The organism is Sphingomonas sp. SP5 (genome assembly GCF_058313455.1).
Genome location: NZ_JBZFLF010000002.1, coordinates 289,971 through 307,697, shown reverse-complemented (window position 1 = coordinate 307,697; position 17,727 = coordinate 289,971). Strand labels below are relative to the sequence as shown.

General features: G+C 68.1%; 18 protein-coding genes. 9 read left to right on the top strand and 9 right to left on the bottom strand.

The genetic code is table 11. The features are described 5' to 3' along the window. Positions 1-17: 17 nt before the first annotated feature. On the top strand, positions 18-203 hold the full coding sequence (locus tag AC4GY7_RS05230; RefSeq protein WP_443585144.1) for a hypothetical protein: 186 nt from the start codon (positions 18-20) through the stop codon (positions 201-203). A gap of 18 nt (positions 204-221) precedes the next feature. Here the strand turns inward: AC4GY7_RS05230 and AC4GY7_RS05225 are convergent, their stop codons facing one another. The 6 genes from AC4GY7_RS05225 to rhmD form a co-directional block, all read right to left on the bottom strand. Beyond that, positions 222-1,037: an alpha/beta hydrolase gene (locus tag AC4GY7_RS05225; protein WP_491112331.1), complete on the bottom strand. Its 816-nt coding sequence runs from the start codon at positions 1,035-1,037 to the stop codon at positions 222-224. Then, a complete protein-coding gene (gene rhaT / locus AC4GY7_RS05220; RefSeq protein ID WP_491112330.1) occupies positions 1,037-2,107 on the bottom strand; it encodes an L-rhamnose/proton symporter RhaT in 1,071 nt (356 codons plus the stop codon). The genes AC4GY7_RS05225 and rhaT overlap by 1 nt, the downstream gene beginning before the upstream one ends. 123 nt (positions 2,108-2,230) lie before the next feature. Next, a complete protein-coding gene (locus AC4GY7_RS05215) occupies positions 2,231-3,139 on the bottom strand; it encodes an amidohydrolase family protein (protein WP_491112329.1) in 909 nt (302 codons plus the stop codon). A gap of 117 nt (positions 3,140-3,256) precedes the next feature. Beyond that, positions 3,257-4,003 carry an SDR family NAD(P)-dependent oxidoreductase gene (locus AC4GY7_RS05210; protein ID WP_491112327.1) on the bottom strand — a complete coding sequence of 249 codons (747 nt, stop codon included), beginning with the start codon at positions 4,001-4,003 and terminating at the stop codon, positions 3,257-3,259. After that, on the bottom strand, positions 4,000-4,857 hold the full coding sequence (locus tag AC4GY7_RS05205; RefSeq protein ID WP_491112325.1) for a 2,4-didehydro-3-deoxy-L-rhamnonate hydrolase: 858 nt from the start codon (positions 4,855-4,857) through the stop codon (positions 4,000-4,002). The genes AC4GY7_RS05210 and AC4GY7_RS05205 overlap by 4 nt, the downstream gene beginning before the upstream one ends. A gap of 20 nt (positions 4,858-4,877) precedes the next feature. Further along, positions 4,878-6,071 carry an L-rhamnonate dehydratase gene (gene rhmD, locus AC4GY7_RS05200; protein ID WP_491112324.1) on the bottom strand — a complete coding sequence of 398 codons (1,194 nt, stop codon included), beginning with the start codon at positions 6,069-6,071 and terminating at the stop codon, positions 4,878-4,880. A gap of 201 nt (positions 6,072-6,272) precedes the next feature. Here rhmD and AC4GY7_RS05195 point away from each other — a divergent pair, with 201 nt between their 5' ends. The 6 genes from AC4GY7_RS05195 to ctrA all read left to right on the top strand — a co-directional run bounded on the left by AC4GY7_RS05195 (position 6,273) and on the right by ctrA (position 11,876). Next, a complete protein-coding gene (locus AC4GY7_RS05195; protein ID WP_491112323.1) occupies positions 6,273-7,034 on the top strand; it encodes a (Fe-S)-binding protein in 762 nt (253 codons plus the stop codon). Beyond that, entirely contained in the window at positions 7,031-8,437 is a 1,407-nt protein-coding gene (locus AC4GY7_RS05190) for a lactate utilization protein B (RefSeq protein ID WP_491112321.1), read from the top strand. Before AC4GY7_RS05195 ends, AC4GY7_RS05190 begins: the two co-directional genes overlap by 4 nt. Beyond that, a complete protein-coding gene (locus AC4GY7_RS05185) occupies positions 8,434-9,045 on the top strand; it encodes a LutC/YkgG family protein (protein ID WP_491112319.1) in 612 nt (203 codons plus the stop codon). The genes AC4GY7_RS05190 and AC4GY7_RS05185 overlap by 4 nt, the downstream gene beginning before the upstream one ends. 82 nt (positions 9,046-9,127) lie before the next feature. Next, on the top strand, positions 9,128-9,943 hold the full coding sequence (locus tag AC4GY7_RS05180; protein ID WP_491112318.1) for an IclR family transcriptional regulator: 816 nt from the start codon (positions 9,128-9,130) through the stop codon (positions 9,941-9,943). After that, positions 9,940-11,055: an AI-2E family transporter gene (locus tag AC4GY7_RS05175; RefSeq protein WP_491112317.1), complete on the top strand. Its 1,116-nt coding sequence runs from the start codon at positions 9,940-9,942 to the stop codon at positions 11,053-11,055. The genes AC4GY7_RS05180 and AC4GY7_RS05175 overlap by 4 nt, the downstream gene beginning before the upstream one ends. A gap of 125 nt (positions 11,056-11,180) precedes the next feature. Then, positions 11,181-11,876: a response regulator transcription factor CtrA gene (ctrA, locus tag AC4GY7_RS05170; protein ID WP_443585133.1), complete on the top strand. Its 696-nt coding sequence runs from the start codon at positions 11,181-11,183 to the stop codon at positions 11,874-11,876. Between the two features lie 484 nt (positions 11,877-12,360). On the opposite strand, the gene AC4GY7_RS05165 is transcribed toward ctrA, so the two are convergent. Beyond that, complete coding sequence (locus AC4GY7_RS05165; protein ID WP_491112316.1) at positions 12,361-14,025, bottom strand: amidohydrolase; 1,665 nt, start codon at positions 14,023-14,025, stop codon at positions 12,361-12,363. 56 nt (positions 14,026-14,081) lie between these two features. On the opposite strand from AC4GY7_RS05165, the gene AC4GY7_RS05160 reads away from it, so the two are divergent. Next, the gene (locus AC4GY7_RS05160; RefSeq protein WP_491112315.1) at positions 14,082-15,323 is read left to right on the top strand and encodes a threonine ammonia-lyase; all 1,242 of its coding nucleotides are present in this window, start codon (positions 14,082-14,084) and stop codon (positions 15,321-15,323) included. Positions 15,324-15,419: 96 nt separating this feature from the next. Here the strand turns inward: AC4GY7_RS05160 and AC4GY7_RS05155 are convergent, their stop codons facing one another. Beyond that, entirely contained in the window at positions 15,420-15,674 is a 255-nt protein-coding gene (locus tag AC4GY7_RS05155; RefSeq protein WP_443585129.1) for a hypothetical protein, read from the bottom strand. 225 nt (positions 15,675-15,899) lie between these two features. On the opposite strand from AC4GY7_RS05155, the gene AC4GY7_RS05150 reads away from it, so the two are divergent. Further along, on the top strand, positions 15,900-16,682 hold the full coding sequence (locus tag AC4GY7_RS05150) for an arginyltransferase (protein WP_491112313.1): 783 nt from the start codon (positions 15,900-15,902) through the stop codon (positions 16,680-16,682). Positions 16,683-16,689: 7 nt separating this feature from the next. Here AC4GY7_RS05150 and AC4GY7_RS05145 read toward each other — a convergent pair whose 3' ends face one another. Beyond that, on the bottom strand, positions 16,690-17,694 hold the full coding sequence (locus tag AC4GY7_RS05145) for a cell wall hydrolase (RefSeq protein WP_491112312.1): 1,005 nt from the start codon (positions 17,692-17,694) through the stop codon (positions 16,690-16,692). Positions 17,695-17,727 lie beyond the last annotated feature (33 nt).

The following is a 17,727-nucleotide window of genomic DNA, read 5'->3' as shown; positions in this document are numbered from 1 at the left end:
CGCGTGGGGGACCTTCTATGCAGCCACATGCCGACATCGAATATTACATGCGCCGGGAACGGCAGGAGCGCGCGCTGGCGGACAATGCCCGCCACCTGGAGGGACGCAACGTCCATCTGGAGATGGCGAAGCGCTACGCCCGGCTGATCGCCGAAGCGCAGGACGAACCGCGGCCGACGTTACGGATGCGCGTGAAGCACTGATCGCGGGAGGGGGCGGCGCTACAGGAACCCGATCTGGCGCAACCAGGCCTCGCACAGCTGCGGCCATAGCGACACCGGGAGCCCCGGCGTGTCGAGCGCGAAGCCGTGCGGCGCATCGGCGAAGACATGGCATTCCGCGCTGCCCCCCGCCGCCGTCCAGGCGGCATGCAGCCGGCGCGCATTCTCGACCGGCACGACGGGGTCGTTGCCGGCATAGACGATGAAGGCCGGCGGCGGCGCGGGGCACAGCTGCGCATCGGGCTGCAAGGCGTCGTACAGCGCCTGCTTCTGGGGCGGTGCCAGCGGCGGCTTGTCCGCGACGACCGTGCGCCCCGCGGCATTGGTGGAGATGGGCGCATAGCCGATCACCATCGCATCGGGCGGCGGTGGTGCCTCGCCCGGCCAGTCTGCCGGGCGTGCGGCGGCGAGGCAGGCGGCGAGATGGCCGCCGGACGACAGGCCGACGACGCCGACCGCGGCAAAGCCCTCCGCCCGGATCGCGCGCAGGGCCGCGCCGGCATCGTCGAGCGGCGCTGCCGGGCCATGATCCGCATCGGGAAAGCGGTGGATCAGCACGAAGGCATGGTAGCCGAGGCCGGTCAGCCAGCGCGCGACCTGCACGCCCTCGCGCCCCGCCATCAGCGCGACATAGCCGCCGCCGCCGATCACCAGCATCGCCCGGCCGTTGGACATCGCCGGCGCATAGGCGAGCAGCACGGGCCGCGCGACCGCGGTGACCTCCGCTGCATCGTCGGCGCGATCGGCGACGAACGCGACGGCATCGCCGCGCAGTGCCGCGCCGTCGAGCGGCAGGACCCGATCCGCACCGAGCATCAGGCGGGGCCGGCCAGGCTGTTGCCGTAGCCGATCACCACCGTGGCGATCAGCAGCAGCGCGACGCCGCCCCATACGATCCCCTTGATGCGGGCGCCGACATCCTTCCATTCGCGGAACGCAAAGCCCCAGAGCGTGCCGAAGATGATGATCGAGGCCATATGCAGCGTCCAGCTGGAGAAGCCCAGGCGCCCCATCTGGCTTTCGCCCATCGTGTAGAAGAAGAATTGGAAATACCAGGTGACGCCGGCAAGTGCGCTCAGCACATAGTTGCGCAGCAGTGGCGGGCGCTCGACGCCGGGCCTGGTCCGCCCGGCCCATTCGGCACCGCTGCGGTTGCGCGCGATCAGGTACGAACACCAGACGCCGTTGGTGATGAGCCCGCCGAACATGACGAGGCACAGCACCGGCAGGCCGGTCCACAAGGGGCCGGTGCCGGCGGCGGCGGACAGGCCCTTGATCGGCTCGCCCGCGGCAAGGCCGAAGGCGAAGCAGGCCGACATGATGCCGGCGAAGATCGCGACCGCGATGCCCTTCTTGAAATCGAATTCGGCGACCACCGCCGCCTTTTGCTCGGGCGTCAGCAGCGCATCCTTGCGTGCGCCGGCGATGGCGACGACGACGATGCCGAGCACCGTCAGGCCGATGCCGGCGAGGACGATGTTGCCCGAGGTGGTGGCGAGCAGCTTCTCATGGAATTCGCCGGTGAACAGCGGCGGGATCAGCGTGCCGAAGACGGTACACAGCCCCAGTACCACCGCCATGCCGAGGCTGAGGCCCAGGTAGCGCATGACCAGCCCGTAACCGAGGCCGCCGAAGCCCCACAGCAACCCGAAAAGGATCGGCCACCAGAACGCCCCCGACGGCGCGCTGCCCAGCACGCCGAGAAGGTCGTTGGTTTGCAGCGAGGCGAAGAACCAGGGCGCGAAGACCCAGCTGAAAATGCCGCCGGTGAGCCAGTAGATCTCCCAGGACCAGCGCTTCACGCCACGATAGGGGACGTAGAAGCTCGCCGAGGCGAGCCCGCCCAGCCAATGGTAGAAGACGCCGAGCAGCGGATTGGGGGTCATGAAGGCTTCCTCGGTGTCATAGGAGGGGCGGGTACACGCTGGCGCTCCAGACGCGGTACATCGTCGTGCTTCGTCATCCCGGCGTTCGCCGGGATGACGGATGAGGGGCGGATGGTGGAGCCCTCACACCCCCAGCCCCAGCCGGTAGATGCGGTCGGCATTGCGGCCGAACATGGCGCGGCGTTCGTCTTCGCCGAAATCCTCGGCCAGCGCGTGATAGGCTTCCATGTAGTGGTCGATCGGCGCGAACAGCATGTCGGTCGGCGCGTCGCTGGCAAACATCGCGCGGGACGGTCCGAACAGGTCGATCGCCTCCAGCAGGTACGGGCGCACGCGCTCCGCGGTCCAGTCGCGATGGATGAAGCCGAGGCCCGACAGCTTGACCGAGACGTGCGGAAGCCGGCTCAGGGCGCACATGCCGTGGCGCCAGCGGGTCAATCCCTCGGCATCGTCGGTCACCGGCATGCCGAGGTGGTTGATGATGACCGGCACGTCGGGATGCCGCTCGAACAGCGGCACCAGCGCCGGCATCTGGCCGGGATAGCATTGCAGGTCAAAGGACAGGCCGTAGCGGCCGAGCAGACCGAAGCCCGCCCACCACCGGTCGTCCTGCGTCACGTCGGCGGCGGAATAGGTGCGCGCGGGGCGGGGATGCCAGTTGACGATATGGCGGATGCCGCGGACGCGCGGGTGCGCGGCATGGGCGGCCAGCGTCGCTTCCACGTCGGGATCGTTCAGCGCGGCGAAGGCGACGATGGCGGTCGGCAGGCCGGATGCCTCCGCCTGGGCCTCCAGCCATTCGGTTTCGCGCAAGGCATCGGCGGGATCGGCGCCGGCATCGATATGCACCGCGCCGACGACGTTCCAGCGCGCGAGCGCCGCGCGATACTCGGCGACGCCGAAGTCCTTCGCGATGGCCTCCGCGCTGCCGTTCGGCCCCTCGCCGTCGAACGGCGGGGTCAGCCAGGGGTAGCGGATGAGCGCCAAGTCCCACAGGTGGATGTGCGCATCGACGAACGGGATCGCGGTCACGAGGGGCTCTCCTGTTTACGCGCGTCCAGATTCCTCCGTTCGCCCTGAGCTTGTCGAAGGGCATGAGACCCAATGTGCTTCGACAAGCTCAGCACGAACGGAGGAACAGGAGCGTCCTTAGTAGGTCGTCCGCCCGCCCGACGTGTCGAACACCGAGGCGGTGGTGAAGCTGCATTCCTCGCTCGCCATGAAGCAGACCATGGCAGTTGATTCATGCACTTCGCCGAGGCGCCCCATCGGGATCTTGGAGCGCATATAGTCGACTTGGCTCTGCGGCAGCTGGTCGAGGATCGGGCTCTCGAACGTCGCCGGCGTCAGCGCATTGGCGATGACGCCCTTGCCTGCCAGTTCCTTGCCGAGCGACTTGGTGAAGCCGATCACGCCCGCCTTGGTCGCCGAATAGGCCGAGGCGTTGGGATTGCCCTCCTTGCCGGCGACCGAGGCGACGTTGACGATCCGGCCATAGCCGTTGGCGAGCATCGCCGGCACGATCGCGCGGTTGCAGTAGAACAGGCCGTTGAGATTGACGCCGACGACCTTCAGCCAGCTGTCGATGGGGAATTCGTGCACCGGCACGGTCGCGCCGGTGATCCCGGCCGAGCAGACCAGCACGTCGACGGTGCCGAGCGCGGCGAGCGTCGATTCCGCCGCCGCGGCGACCGCATCGGCATCGGACACGTCGAGCGCGACGACATGCGCCGCGCCGATCGCCTCCTTGGCTTCCGCCAGCGCCTCGGCATTGAGGTCCCACAGCGCGACCGTGCCGCCCTCGGCGACGATGCGGGTGGCGACGTCCTTGCCCAGGCCCGACGCGCCGCCGGTGATGATCGCGTTGCGGCCCGCGAACCGTCCTGCGAAGCTCATGCCAGCACGCCCTCGCCGAGGTGGCGCCATGCGACGACGTTCTGCCGCTGCGTGCCGAGCTTGGCGATGCCGACCTCCATCATGTCGCCCGCCTTGAGGTAGATGGCGTCGGGCTTCTTGCCCTCGCCGACGCCCGGCGGGGTGCCGGTGATGACGAGGTCGCCCGGCTGCAGCGTCACATATTCGCTGACGTAGCTGATGAGCTGCTTGAGGTCGAAGATCATCGTCTTGGTGTTGCCGGTCTGCATGCGCGTCCCATTCACGTCGAGATGCATGTCGAGGTCCTGCGCGTCGCCGACCTCGTCCGGCGTCACCAGCCACGGCCCGACGGGACAGAAGGTGTCATGCCCCTTCCCCTTCGACCATTGCGTGCCACGCTGCTTCTGGTTGAAGCGTTCCGACACGTCGTTGGCGAGGACATAGCCGGCGACCTTGTCCAGCGCCTCGTCCTCCGAAACGTAGCGGCAGGTCTTGCCGATGATGACGCCCAGCTCGACTTCCCAGTCGCCGTGGGTCGAGCCCTTCGGCAGCACCACATCGTCGTTGGGGCCCGACAGGCTGGACAGCGCCTTCATGAACATGACCGGCTCGGTCGGGATCGGCAGGTTGGATTCGATCGCATGGTCGCGATAGTTGAGGCCGATCGCGACGATCTTGCCGATGCCCTTCACCGGCACGCCGTAGCGGGGCGTGCCCTCGACCACCGGCAGCGACGCGACATCGGCGGCGCGGATCGCATCCAGGCCATCGACGGTGATGTCGGCGACGACGCCCGACAGGTCGCGGATCGCGCCATCGTCGTCGACGAGGCCGGGCTTTTCCTGGCCGGGCTGGCCAAAGCGGCAGAGCTTCATGGGGAGGCGTTCTTTCCGTATCAGTGGGTGTAGGGACGGTGCATCGCGATGTCGCGGTTGAGCTCGACGCCGAAGCCCGGCGCGTCGAGCGCGCTCGCCTTCAGCCGCCCGTTTTCGGGCACCGGCTCGCCGATCAGCTGCGGATGGAACATCGGCACCACCTCGGTCGGGCCGGGGTGCATCATCAGATATTCCGCGAAGGGCGAATTGTGGCGGGTGATGACGAAGTGATAGCTGTAGACCGACGATCCGTGCGGCACGACCATCTTGCCGTGCGCATCGGCAAGCGCGCTGATCTTGAGGAGTTCGGTGACGCCGCCGCACCAGCCCACGTCCGGCTGGATGATGTCGCAGCAGTCCATCTCCATCAGCATGCGGAAGCCCCAGCGCGTCGCCTCGTGCTCGCCGGTGGTCACCAGCATGCCCTTGGGAACGTTGCGCTTGAGCTGCGCATAGCCCCAGTAATCGTCGGGGCTGATCGCCTCCTCGATCCATTTCAGGCCATATTCGTGCGCGGCGATGGCAAGGCGGGTCGCATAGTCGACGTCCAGCGCCATCCAGCAGTCCCACATCAGCCAGAAATCGTCGCCGCACTTCGCGCGCATGTCGGCCAGTTCGGCGATGTTCTTCTTGAGGCCCTCGACCCCTTCGGCGGGGCCGTGATGGAGCGGCATCTTGCCGCCGATGAAGCCGAATTCCTTCGCCTTGTCCGGCCGTGCGCCGGTGGCGTAGAATTGCAGCTCGTCGCGCACGGCGCCGCCGAGCAGGTGGTAGACCGGCTCCTGCCGCAGCTTGCCGATGAGGTCCCACAAGGCGAGGTCGACGCCGGAAATTGCGTTGATGACCAGTCCCTTGCGCCCGTAATATTGGGTCGAGAAGTACATCTGGTCCCAAATCTTCTCATAGTCCGTCGGACTGCGCCCCTCGAGGAAACGGGCGAGGTGCTTTTCGACGATATAGCAGGCAGGCTCGCCGCCGGTGGTCACCGCAAAGCCGATCGTGCCGTCCTCCGCCTCGATCTCCACCACCAGGGTGCCGAGCACGTTGATGCCGAAGCTCTGCCGCGACTGACGGTATTCGGGGTAGCGCGACATCGGCGTGGCGATATGGTTGTCGATCCAGTGGCCCTCACCCTGATCGTGATAATCGGCACCGCCGCCGCGCACGGTGAAGGCGCGGACATGCTTGATCTTGGGCAAGGACACGGTTCCCATGGCGCGGCAGCTCCCGTCATCAAGGCCGGAAGGACCGCTGCCGCCGCCGAGTGCGGTGAAGAGCATCCTCCCGAGCTTGTCAGTTTTTCCACTTTATGAGATAGCTCGTTACGACATGAGATATGCTGCGTCAAACGGCAGGATGAGGAAATCTGACATGGCTCACCCGCCGCTCTCTTCGGCCCTGTTCGGGACTGGGGCATGACCCCCCCGCCCCGCGTCGGCCTGTTCGTCACCTGCCTGGTCGACCTCATCCGGCCGCGCATCGGCTTCGCCGCGATCGCCGCACTGGAAGCGGCGGGATGCGAGGTGATCGTGCCGGAAGCGCAGACCTGCTGCGGCCAGCCCGCGCTCAACTCGGGCGATCGCGCGACGGCGCAGGACCTCGCCCGCCGGACCATCGCGGCGCTGGAACCGTTCGACCATGTCGTGATCCCCTCGGGATCCTGCGCGGCGACGGTGCGCGTCCATTACCCCGAGATCCTGGAGCACGACGCGGCATGGGGGCCGCGCGCACGCGCGCTTGCGGCGAAGACGTGGGAGATCATGGCCTATCTGGACGAGGTGCGCGGCTGGCGGCCGGAGGGCGTCGCGCTGCCGGCGACGGCGACCTATCACGACAGCTGTTCGGGCCTGCGCGAACTCGGCATCAAGCGCCAGCCGCGCCGGCTGCTGTCGGCGATCGACGGCCTCACGCTGACGCCACTGGCCGGCGCGGAGACGTGTTGCGGCTTCGGCGGCACCTTCTGCGTCAAATATCCGGCCATCTCCAACGCGATCGTGGGGGAAAAGGCGAAGGCGATCGACGCGACCGGCGCCGATCTGCTGCTGGCCGGGGACCTCGGTTGCCTGATGAACATGGCGGGCAAGCTGCACCGCGACGGTTTGCCGGTACGTGCCTTCCACGCCATCGAACTGGTCGCCGGCATGGGCGACGGGCCGGCGATCGGAGAAGAGGCATGAGCTTCGATTCGCGGGTCGCCGAGGCGCTGGCCGACCGCAACCTCAAGACCGGCGTGGAGCGCACCGCGACCACCGCGGAAACCAAGCGCGCGATGGCGGTAGACGCCTTCCCCGACTTCGAGCGCGCCCGCGATCGGGCGGCGGCGATCAAGGACCATGTCGTCGCCAACCTCGGCTTCTACCTCGAACGGTTCGAGGCGAATGCCACCGCCGCCGGCGCCACCGTGCATTGGGCGGCGACCGCGCAGGAGGCGTGCGACATCGTCATTCGCCTCTGCAAGCAGGCGGGTGCGAAGAGCGTCGCGCGATCCAAATCGATGCTGGGCGAGGAGATCGGCCTCCCCCATGCGCTCGCCGAGGCGGGGATCGGCCGCGTCGAGACCGACCTCGCCGAACATATCATCCAGCTCAGCGGCGAGCGGCCGTCGCACATCATCTGGCCGGCGATGCACAAGACGCGCGAGCAGGTGTCCGAACTGTTCAAGGCGAGCCACCGCGATCCGCATACCGAGGAGACGATCGCGGCAATGGCGGAAAGCGCGCGGCGTCACCTGCGCGAAGGCATGCTGGCCGCGGACGTCGGCATTTCGGGCGCCAACTTCCTCGTCGCCGATACCGGCGCGGTGTGCACCGTCACCAACGAGGGCAATGCCGAGCTGTCGCTGGTGCCGCCACGGATGCACATCGTCACCGCGGGGATCGAGAAGATCGTGCCGTCGACCGCGCACGCCGTGCACATGCTGCGCATGCTGGTGCGCTCGGCGACCGGGGCGGCGCTGACCCAATATACCACCTTCTACGCCGGGCCGAAGCGTGTGGGCGACCGCGACGGGCCGGAGGAGATGCACATCGTACTGGTCGACAACGGCCGGTCGCGCATGCGCGAGGAAGGCCTGGCCGAGATGCTGCGCTGCATCCGCTGCGGCGCGTGCATGAACCATTGCGTGGTCTTCCGCCAGATCGGCGGCCATGCCTATGGCGGCACCTATCCGGGACCGATGGGCGCGGTGCTGACGCCGGCGCTCGACGGGTTGAAGGCCAATCGCGACCTGCCCAACGCCTGCACGCTCAACGGCAAGTGCCAGGAGGTGTGCCCGGTGCGCATTCCCCTCCCCACGCTGCTGCGCGGCTGGCGGGAGAAGAGCTGGCGCGAGGGGCTGGAGCCGACCTCGCTGCGGTCGGGGCTGGGCACCTGGGCGTGGTTCGCGCGGCGACCGCGGCTGTATCGCGCGGCGACGGCGGCGGCGCTCCGCTCGATGCGGCTGATGGGCCGCGGCGGCTGGCTGTCGAAGCTGCCGTTCGCCGGGGGCTGGACCCGCTATCGCGACATGCCCAAACCGGCGGAGGAGAGCTTCATGGCGCAATACAGGAAGGCTCAAACCAGGAAGGGGCCGCGGGCGTGAGCGCGCGCGATGCCATCCTGTCGCGACTGGGCGGCACGGCGACGCCCGCCGCGATCGATGCCGAGGCCGCGGCGCTGCTGATCGCACCGGAGCGCCCGATGGTGGATGCCGATGCGCTGGAGGACACGTTTCTCGCCAGGCTCGCGTTGCCCAGCGTCGCCGCCACCGTCGATCGCATCGCTCGGATCGACGACCTGCCCGACGCCATCGCCCGCTATTGCGCCGATCAAGGGTTGCAACGCACGTTGTGCGTGCCGCCCGATCCGCGCCTGAACGCTTGCGACTGGTCGGGCTTCACGCTTCACGAGACCGCCGCGCCCGACAAGCCTGCCGCGCTCGCCATCGCCCGCTGCGGAATCGCAGAAACCGGCAGCCTGGTGTTCGAAACGGCGCCAGAGGCGCCGATGCTGCCCAACTTCCTGGCGCTCCACCATATCGTGCTGGTGCCGGCAGTGGTCGCGCATCTGGAGGATGCGGCGCTGACCGGAACGCATCCGCGCGCGCATTACTGGGTCACCGGCGTATCCGGCACCACGGATATCGAGGGCACCTATGTCCGCGGCGCGCATGGCCCCCGTTTTCTGCACGTGATCCGGCTGGCGGCGTGATATCGCCCATGCTGCCGTTTGCGGCCGTTGTGAGTTATCCATGCTCCCCGGCCGATTCGGCCAATCGCGGAGAGAAACCGGAGTGACCACGACCGCCAGCCTGCGCGCCGCCGCGACGGAGGATGCCGCCGAGGAGCAGGGGCGTGCCGCCAAGGCCGGGACGCAGACGCTCGACCGCGGGCTCGACCTCCTTGAAATGGCGGTGAACGAATCGGCCACGGTCATCCAGCTTGCCGAGCGCAGCGGGCTGTCGCGGGCGATCGCCTATCGCCTGGTCGGATCGCTCGCCGCGCGCGGTTTCCTGGCGATGGGACCCAACGGGCAGGTCCGCGGCGGCCGCCAGCTGCTGCGGTTGCGCAACCTGGTGCAGGACCAGACCGACCTCGTCGCGCTTGCCCGCCCGCAGCTCGAATGGCTGGCGCAGGAGACCGGCATGAGCGCCTTCATGGGCCGGCGCGAGGGCGACGAATCGGTGCACATGCTGCGCGTGCCGGGGCGCGAGCGCGTCGCCGTCACCACCCAGCCGGGCACACGGCGGCGGCTGGCAGAAACCGGCCTCGGCAAGGCGCTGCTGCTCGACGATGGCGAACGGTCGTGGCAGCGGCTATTCGGGCTCGCCGATCCCGCGCACCGGCGCAGCGATGCGGTGGCCGACATGCAGGCGGCGGTGACCCGCGGCGTGATCCTGCAATGCGGCCCGGCGCCCGATCACATCCATTCGGTCGCAGCCCCCGTGCGCGACGCCGCCGGGCGGATCGTCGCCGCGATCAACGTCGCCGCCGCCGCGCCCTATCTCGATGCCGATCGCATGCAGCAGCTGGTGCCGTTGCTGCGCACCGCCGCGGCGGAGATCGGCGCGGCGCTGGGCCGGGATGCTGCGGGCGCGTCCGCCGCGTGAACCGCCTGTCGCCGGACGCCGACGACGCGCGCTTCATCCGCCGCGTCCTCTACATCCTCGTCATCGCCGCCGTCGCCGCCGCGCTGTTCCGCGCCGGCGACCTGCTGATCCTCGCCTTCGGATCGATGCTCGGCGCGATCGCCATCCATGCGCTCGCCGATCTCTATCGCGATCACCTGCGCGTGCCCGAAAAGGCGGCGCTCGGCTGCGGACTCGCCACCGCTTATGGGGTCGTCGGCTTCCTCGTCTGGTTGTTCGGCGTCCAGTTCCGCGAACAGGTCAACGTGCTCGTCACGCAATTACCGTCGTTGCTCGACCAGCTCGCCGCCTGGGCCTCGCAAAGCCCGGTCGGTGCCAAGATCGTCGATGCCGTGCAACAGGCCTATGCCGGATCGAAGGCGGCGCGCGATGTCGGTGGCCTCGTCCAGGGCGGCGGCGAACTGATCCTCAACGCGCTGCTGCTGCTGGTCGGCGCGGCCTTCTTCGCCGCCGATCCCGGCATCTACCAGCGCGGTTTCCTGTTCCTCATCCCACCCTCCAAGCGGCCGGCGATCGAGGATGCGCTGTTCGACGTCGGATCGACGCTGCGGCTGTGGCTGCGTTCGTCGCTGATCCTGATGACCAGCATGGGCGTGCTGGTCGGCATCGGCCTGTGGGTGTCGGGCGTGCCGTCCGCCGCGGCGCTGGGGCTGCTCGCCGGCCTGTCGGAATTCATCCCCTATGTCGGACCGACCGCGGCGATGGTGCCCGCGCTGGGGCTGGCGGCGACGCAGGGGACCGGGCCGGTGCTCGGCGCGCTCGCCACCTATGCCGGCGTGCGGCTGATCCAGACCAATTTCATCACCCCCTATGTGCAGGCGCGCGTCATTTCGATCCCGCCGGCGATCACGGTGTTCGCGATCATCGGCATCGGCGTGATCTTCGGCATCTTTGGCCTGTTCTTCTCCGCCGCCCTGCTCGTCGTCATCTTCACGCTGGTGCGCAGCCTGTACCTGCGCGAGGTGCTGGGCGAGGATATTCCGCGCAGCCGCCACCAGACGCTGCTCGGCCCCGACCTGACGCCCACGGACCCCGACGAGGAACCGGCACCGGCACCGGACGATCGCCGCTAATCCCCAAGCGTCGCGTGCGCTTAAGCTCGAATTAACCTTTTGCCTTCAGATGTTCTTTGGTTAATGAATCGGATCGAGCCGTGCAGCAGGGGTGCGCAGGGGTCTGGCCAGCAGGGGACGACGCGATGCGGGTGTTGTTGATCGAGGACGAGCCGACCACGGCCAAGGCGATCGAGCTTATGCTCGGGACCGAAGGCTTCAACGTCTATACCACCGATCTTGGCGAAGAAGGCCTCGATCTGGGCAAGCTGTATGATTACGACATCATCCTGCTGGATCTCAACCTGCCGGACATGCACGGCTATGACGTGCTGAAGAAGCTGCGCGTCGCCCGCGTGTCGACGCCGGTGCTGATCCTCAGCGGCATCAACGAGATGGATTCGAAGGTGCGCAGCTTCGGCTTCGGCGCCGACGATTACGTCACCAAGCCATTCCATCGCGAAGAGCTGATCGCCCGCATCCACGCCGTGGTGCGCCGGTCGAAGGGGCATAGCCAGTCGGTGATCCGCACCGGCAAGCTGGCGGTGAACCTGGATGCCAAGACGGTGGAGGTCGACGGCGCGCGCGTCCACCTGACCGGCAAGGAATATGCGATGCTGGAGCTGCTGTCGCTGCGCAAGGGGACGACGCTGACCAAGGAGATGTTCCTCAATCATCTCTACGGCGGCATGGACGAGCCCGAACTGAAGATCATCGACGTGTTCATCTGCAAGCTGCGCAAGAAGCTCAGCCTGGCATGCGAAGGCGAGAATTACATCGAGACGGTGTGGGGCCGCGGCTATGTGCTGCGCGAACCCGAAGAGGTCGTCGCGGTCGCCTGACCGCTACATTTTCCCTCCCAAGTCATCGGGAGCCAGGGCCGCGGCATCGGGGGGTGCCGCGGCCTTTTTGGTATGCGTGTGATACGGCGCACATGCGGTTGCCGTTGCCGGCATCCGCCTGTTCGGCAACACCCGGTCGAGCGGACCATTTGCAGCGATGGCGCGGGCGTCACATCGGCTGATGATCCTTGGTAATGCTATCCCGATGCAGCGCGTCCGCCCGAGCCGCACCGTTCGGACGCAATCCGAATACCCTTCGGGCGCGGTGAAACAGAGCGGTCCGGGATGGCCCCCAGCGCATTGCGCATGAGGCTGCGCCAAGCCCCGTCGTGCTGGCTTAGTGCGACGCACTGCACCACGTCCTTGAACCTGTCGAAGGGCATGAGTCTCACCTATGCTTTGACAGGCTCAGCACGAACGGGCTTTTGGAAATCGAGAGCTTCTCAACGTTGGAAGGCGCCGTCATCCATCCGCTGCCGGCACCCTATTTCCGCTCCCAGACTTTCCGGCCGCCGACCCACGTCTCCTCGACCTTCGTCGCGCGCAGGTCGGTGGGGGATGCGAGCAGCGGGTCGCGGTCGACCATGATGAAGTCGGCTTGCAGGCCCGGCGATAACCGACCCATGCGGTCTTCGGCGAAACCGGCATAGGCCGCGCCGCCGGTAAAGGCCCACCACGCCTGTTCGCGGCTGACCGCTTCCTCCGGATGCCAGCCGCCGAAGGGCTGGCCCGCGGCGTCCTGACGGGTGAAGGCGGCGGCCCAGCCGGCCCAGGGATCGGGCTTTTCGACTGGATAGTCAGAGCCGAAGGCGAGCTTGGCCCCGTTCTTCAGCATCGACGCCCAGGCATAGGCGCCCGCCAGGCGTTGCGGCCCCAGCCGCGCTTCGGCCATCATGCGGTCGCCGGTCTGGTGCGTCGGCTGCATCGAGGCGATGATGCCGTTGCGGCCGAAGCGGGGCAGGTCGACGGGATCGACGATCTGCGCATGTTCGATGCGCCAGCGACGATCGCCCTTGTAGGTCTGCGCCATCTCGTCGATCGCATCCAGCGCCTCGGCATTGGCACGGTCGCCGATCGCGTGCACGGCGACCTGATAGCCGTCCATCGCGGCGCGGCTCATCAGGTTGCGCATCACCGTGTCGTTCATGAAGCCCGCGCCCGACTGGCCCGGCGCGTCGGCATAGGGCGCCTTCAGCCACGCCCCGCGCGACCCCAGCGCGCCATCGGCATAGAGCTTGACGCCGACCAGCTTCAGCCGGTCGCCATACAGCCACGGCGTCGGGCCGGTGCCGCCGATCTGGATCGCGGTATCGACGCCCATGCCATAGCTCATGATGCGCACGCGCAGGCCGCCCAGGTCACCGATCCGGCGATAGGTCAGCCAATCGTCGATGGTCGTGCCCATGTCCGCGGTGGCGGTGACGCCATAGCTCAGCAGGATCGCCTGCGCTTTCAGGAAGGCGGCGTTGCGGTCCTTGCCGAGCGGCTGCGGCAGCACCTTGGCGACGAGGCCCTGCGCGGCATCGACGAAGACGCCCGCGGGCTGGCCGCCCGCCCCCTTTTCGATCCGCCCACCGGCCGGCGACACGCTCTTGGCGGTGACCCCCGCCGCCTTCAGCGCCGCGCTGTTGCCCCAGCTGGCATGGCCATCGGCGCGGGCGAGCCACACCGGACGATCGGCGACCGCCGAATCGAGGTCCGCGGCTGTCGGGAAGCGGCCGAGCCCCCAGGCCTCCTGGTTCCAGCCGCCGCCGATGATCCACGCCTTTTCGGGATTTGCGCGGGCATATTCGGCGATCTTCTGCTGCGCCTCGGCCAGGCTCTTCGTGTCGGACAGGTCGAGTTCGATCGCGCGGAAGCCCAGCTCCATGACATGGCCATGCGCATCGATCATGCCGGGCAGCAGCACGCGCCCCTTCATGTCCGCGCGCCAATCAAGCTTCTCGGGCCGCTTATCCTTCGTGGACAATAGTTTGGCGACCTTGCCCTCCGGCGTCACCAGCAATGCCTGGAAGCGCACGACGCGGCCATCCTTGTCCAGCGTGATGCCGTTGACGTTGTCGACCAGACCGTCGGCGGATGCTGCGGCCGGAACGACCGTCGCTGCCATCGCCAGCAGCCGCGCTGCTTTCAAAACCCTCTTCACCATGGCTGCCGCGCATAAGCGGTGTTTCCCCGCCGCACCAGATGGTCTAGCGGCTCGCCATGGCTACCCAACGCGCCGCAGCAACCGCCCTGCCCGTCTCGATCGACGATGTCCGTGCCGCCCATGACCGCATCCGCGATGCGATCGTGCGGACGCCGACGCTGGTCAGCAAGACGCTGAGCGAGATGACCGGCGCAACCGTCTATCTCAAGTTCGAGAACCTGCAGTTCACCGCCGCCTACAAGGAGCGTGGCGCGCTCAACACGCTGCTGCAGCTGTCGCCGGAGGCGCGGGCGAAGGGGGTGATCGCCGCATCGGCGGGCAATCACGCCCAGGGCCTCGCCTATCATGCCAACCGGCTCGGCATCCCGGCGACAATCGTGATGCCGCGGACCACGCCGACGGTGAAGGTGACCCAGACCGAAGGCCACAAGGCGACCGTGGTGCTGGAGGGCGAGACGTTCGACGCCGCTTATGCCCACGCCCGCGTGCTGGAGGCGCAGTGCGGCTATACCTTCGTCCACCCGTTCGACGATCCGCGCGTCATCGCCGGCCAGGGGACGGCGGTGGTCGAGATGCTGGAAGACGTGCCGGGGATCGACACGCTTCTGATCCCGATCGGCGGCGGCGGGCTGATCTCCGGATCGGCGATCGTCGCACGCGCCGCTGGCCATCCGATCGAGGTGGTCGGCGTGCAGGCGGAGCTGTTCCCCTCCATGTACAATCGCATCCGCGGCACCACCCTCCCCTGCGCCGGAGATACGCTGGCCGAGGGCATCGCGGTGAAGGAGCCGGGCGGCATCACGTCCGGCCTCGTCGCCGAACTGGTCGACGACATCGTGCTGGTCGGCGAGCGCAACCTGGAGGAGGCGGTGAGCCTGCTGCTCCAGATCGAGAAGACGGTGGTGGAGGGCGCCGGCGCCGCCGGGCTCGCCGCGCTGATGGCCTATCCCGAACGCTTCAAGGGCCGCACCGTCGGCATCGTGCTGTGCGGCGGCAATATCGACACCCGCCTGCTCGCCAACGTCCTGCTGCGCGACCTGGCGCGCTCCGGGCGGCTCGCCCGCCTGCGCGTGCGGTTGCAGGACCAACCGGGCGCATTGTTCAACGTCGCGCGTATCTTCGATGCGCAGCGGGTCAACATCATCGAGGTTTACCATCAGCGCATCTTCACCTCGCTGCCTGCCAAGGGGCTGGTGACCGATATCGAATGCGAGGCGCGCGACCGCGACCACCTCAACCGCCTGATCGCCGCGCTACGCGAAGGCGGGTACGAGACGAGCCTGGTCGAACAGGCGTAATCTCCGGGCCGGGGACCGCAGGGCCGGCGGAATGGCGCCGCACACGAAAACGGGCGCCGTGCTTTCGCACGACGCCCGTCTTACGATGACAGCGGATCAGTTGCTGTCGGAGTCGCCGTCGTTGACGATCGCGACCACGCCGATCGCAACCACGCCGGCTGCGATCAGGGCGGCGAGCAGACCGCCACCGGCGAGCTTGCTCTTGCCGTCGGTCGGCGCGCTGGCGCGCACGGACTTGGCAACCGAGAGCGACGCGGCCGGGTTGGTCGGCGCGGCGAAGGCGGGGGTGGCGGCGATCGGGGCGGCGATCATCGCCATGGCAGCCAGCGAGCCGGCAAACGTCTTGGGCATAGGTACACTCCACGCTAAAGGAACGGCCGAAACGATTGATCCGACCCTTGGTTCCCGCAGCGCAACATCGTCCCGGAACGATACTGTCGTCAATCCAGGAAAGACTTTCCTTCAGCAATTAACGTTCTTTCGCTGCAATGACGCTTTCCAGATGGCATGCGGTGATTCATAGGTGAAATCCGCGGCGCGGCGTCGTGGATCGCATTCAATGGGGATTTGCCGGCGGTGACTGCGCCCTTCCGTTTTCCGCGCTTCTTCGTCACCACGCCCGCGCCCTGCCCGTATCTGCCCGGCCGGCAGGAGCGGAAGGTCTTCACCGAGCTGAGCGGCCCGCATGCCGCCGAGCTAAACGACGCGCTGGGCCGAATCGGCTTTCGCCGGTCGCAGGGCGTCGCCTATCGTCCCTCCTGCGCGGGCTGCACCGCCTGCGTGTCGGTGCGCGTCGTGACGCAGGACTTCGTTCCCAATGCGACGCAACGCAAATTGCTGCGCCGGAACGAGGATCTGGAGGTGACGGCCTGTCGTCCCTGGGCGACGGACGAACAGTTCCAGCTGCTGCGCCGCTACCTCGCCGCGCGCCACCCCGGCGGCGGCATGGCCGGCATGGACGAGGACGATTACGCCGACATGATCGAGCATTCGCCGGTCAATTCGCTCATCATCGAATATCGCACCCCGTCGATCAACGGCGAGCGCGGGCGGCTGGTCGGCGCCTGCCTGACCGATCGGCAGGCGGACGGATTGTCGATGATCTACAGCTTCTTCGCCGCGGATGACGACGCGCCGGGCGGCGGCCGGCCGGGGTTGGGCAACGTCATCATCATGGACCATATCACCCGCGCCCGCGACGCCGGCCTGCCCTATGTCTATCTCGGCTATTGGGTGAAGGGCTCGGCGCGGATGGCATACAAGACCCGCTATCGCCCGCTGGAAGTGCTCGGGCCGAACGGCTGGCGCCTGCTGGAGGACGAGGCCGCCGTGTCGGCGCCGACGCTCATCCCCGCCTGAGCCGCTTTCAGATCGGGTCGGATTCCTCGCCCACGGTGGCGCCGTCGGTAACGATCGTCTGCGTCGCTTCGCGACCGAGGTGAACGCGGACGCCGCCCGCCATCATCATGCGGGGCGCACGCGCCACAGGAGCGGCGGCCGGTGCGGACGCCAGTGCGGCGGCGGTGCCGCCCGTGCCAGCGTCCAGCCGGCCGCGATGGACGGTCACGCCGGCCACATCCGCGCTGTCGCGGTAGACGGCGGCGGTCTGCGCGCCCTCCCCGGCCCAGGCCGTCGCCCCCGGCTCGATCCCGGCATAAGCGGCGCGGAAGCTCAACGCCCCCTGCATCGCGCCGCGCCAGCGATAGAAGATATGCGCACCGACCGCGCCGATCCGCGTCATGCTGGACGCCCACCACGGCAGGATCGCATTGGTGTGAAAGAATGTCGCCGGCCCCACCGGTGCATAGACGCTGCCGGCGAGCGCCGCCTCCGCCACCGTGCGCGCCCGCGCCCAGGACAAGGGATCGCGGCGGCGCATCATCGATCCGTCGCAGGTAAAGGAGAATTGGCAGCCGGTGCGGCGGTTCGCGCCCTGGAACACCACGCCGCAGACGCTGTGCGGAAAGGCACGGTCGCGGACGCGGTTGAGCACCACCTGCGCAACGGCGCGCTGGCCCTCGATCGGCTCCGAGCGCGCCTCGTAATAGACGGCGGCTGTCAGGCAATCGGCGGCGCGGGCACCGTCGTCGGCGCTCTGCGCCTGTGCGAGGAAAGGCGGCGCCGCGGTGAGGTCCGTAGGAGCGGCCTCGTCGGCGAGCGAGGCGCGCAGCGACGACGGCAATCCCGCCAGCCCGGGCAGGTCGCCCGGCACGTCGAGCGCCAGATCGCGCAGCAGCTGCCGCGGTGTCGGCGGCGGCACCGCCTGGGTGATATGCGAGCCGGCGCTGCCCTGCGGCGCACAGGATGACGCGCCGAGCAAGGCGAGGCCGAGCGTCATGCTGGCGATCAGGTTTGTGCGATGATGCCTCACACCGCCGGATTTAGGGCGGACGGCTTATAATCT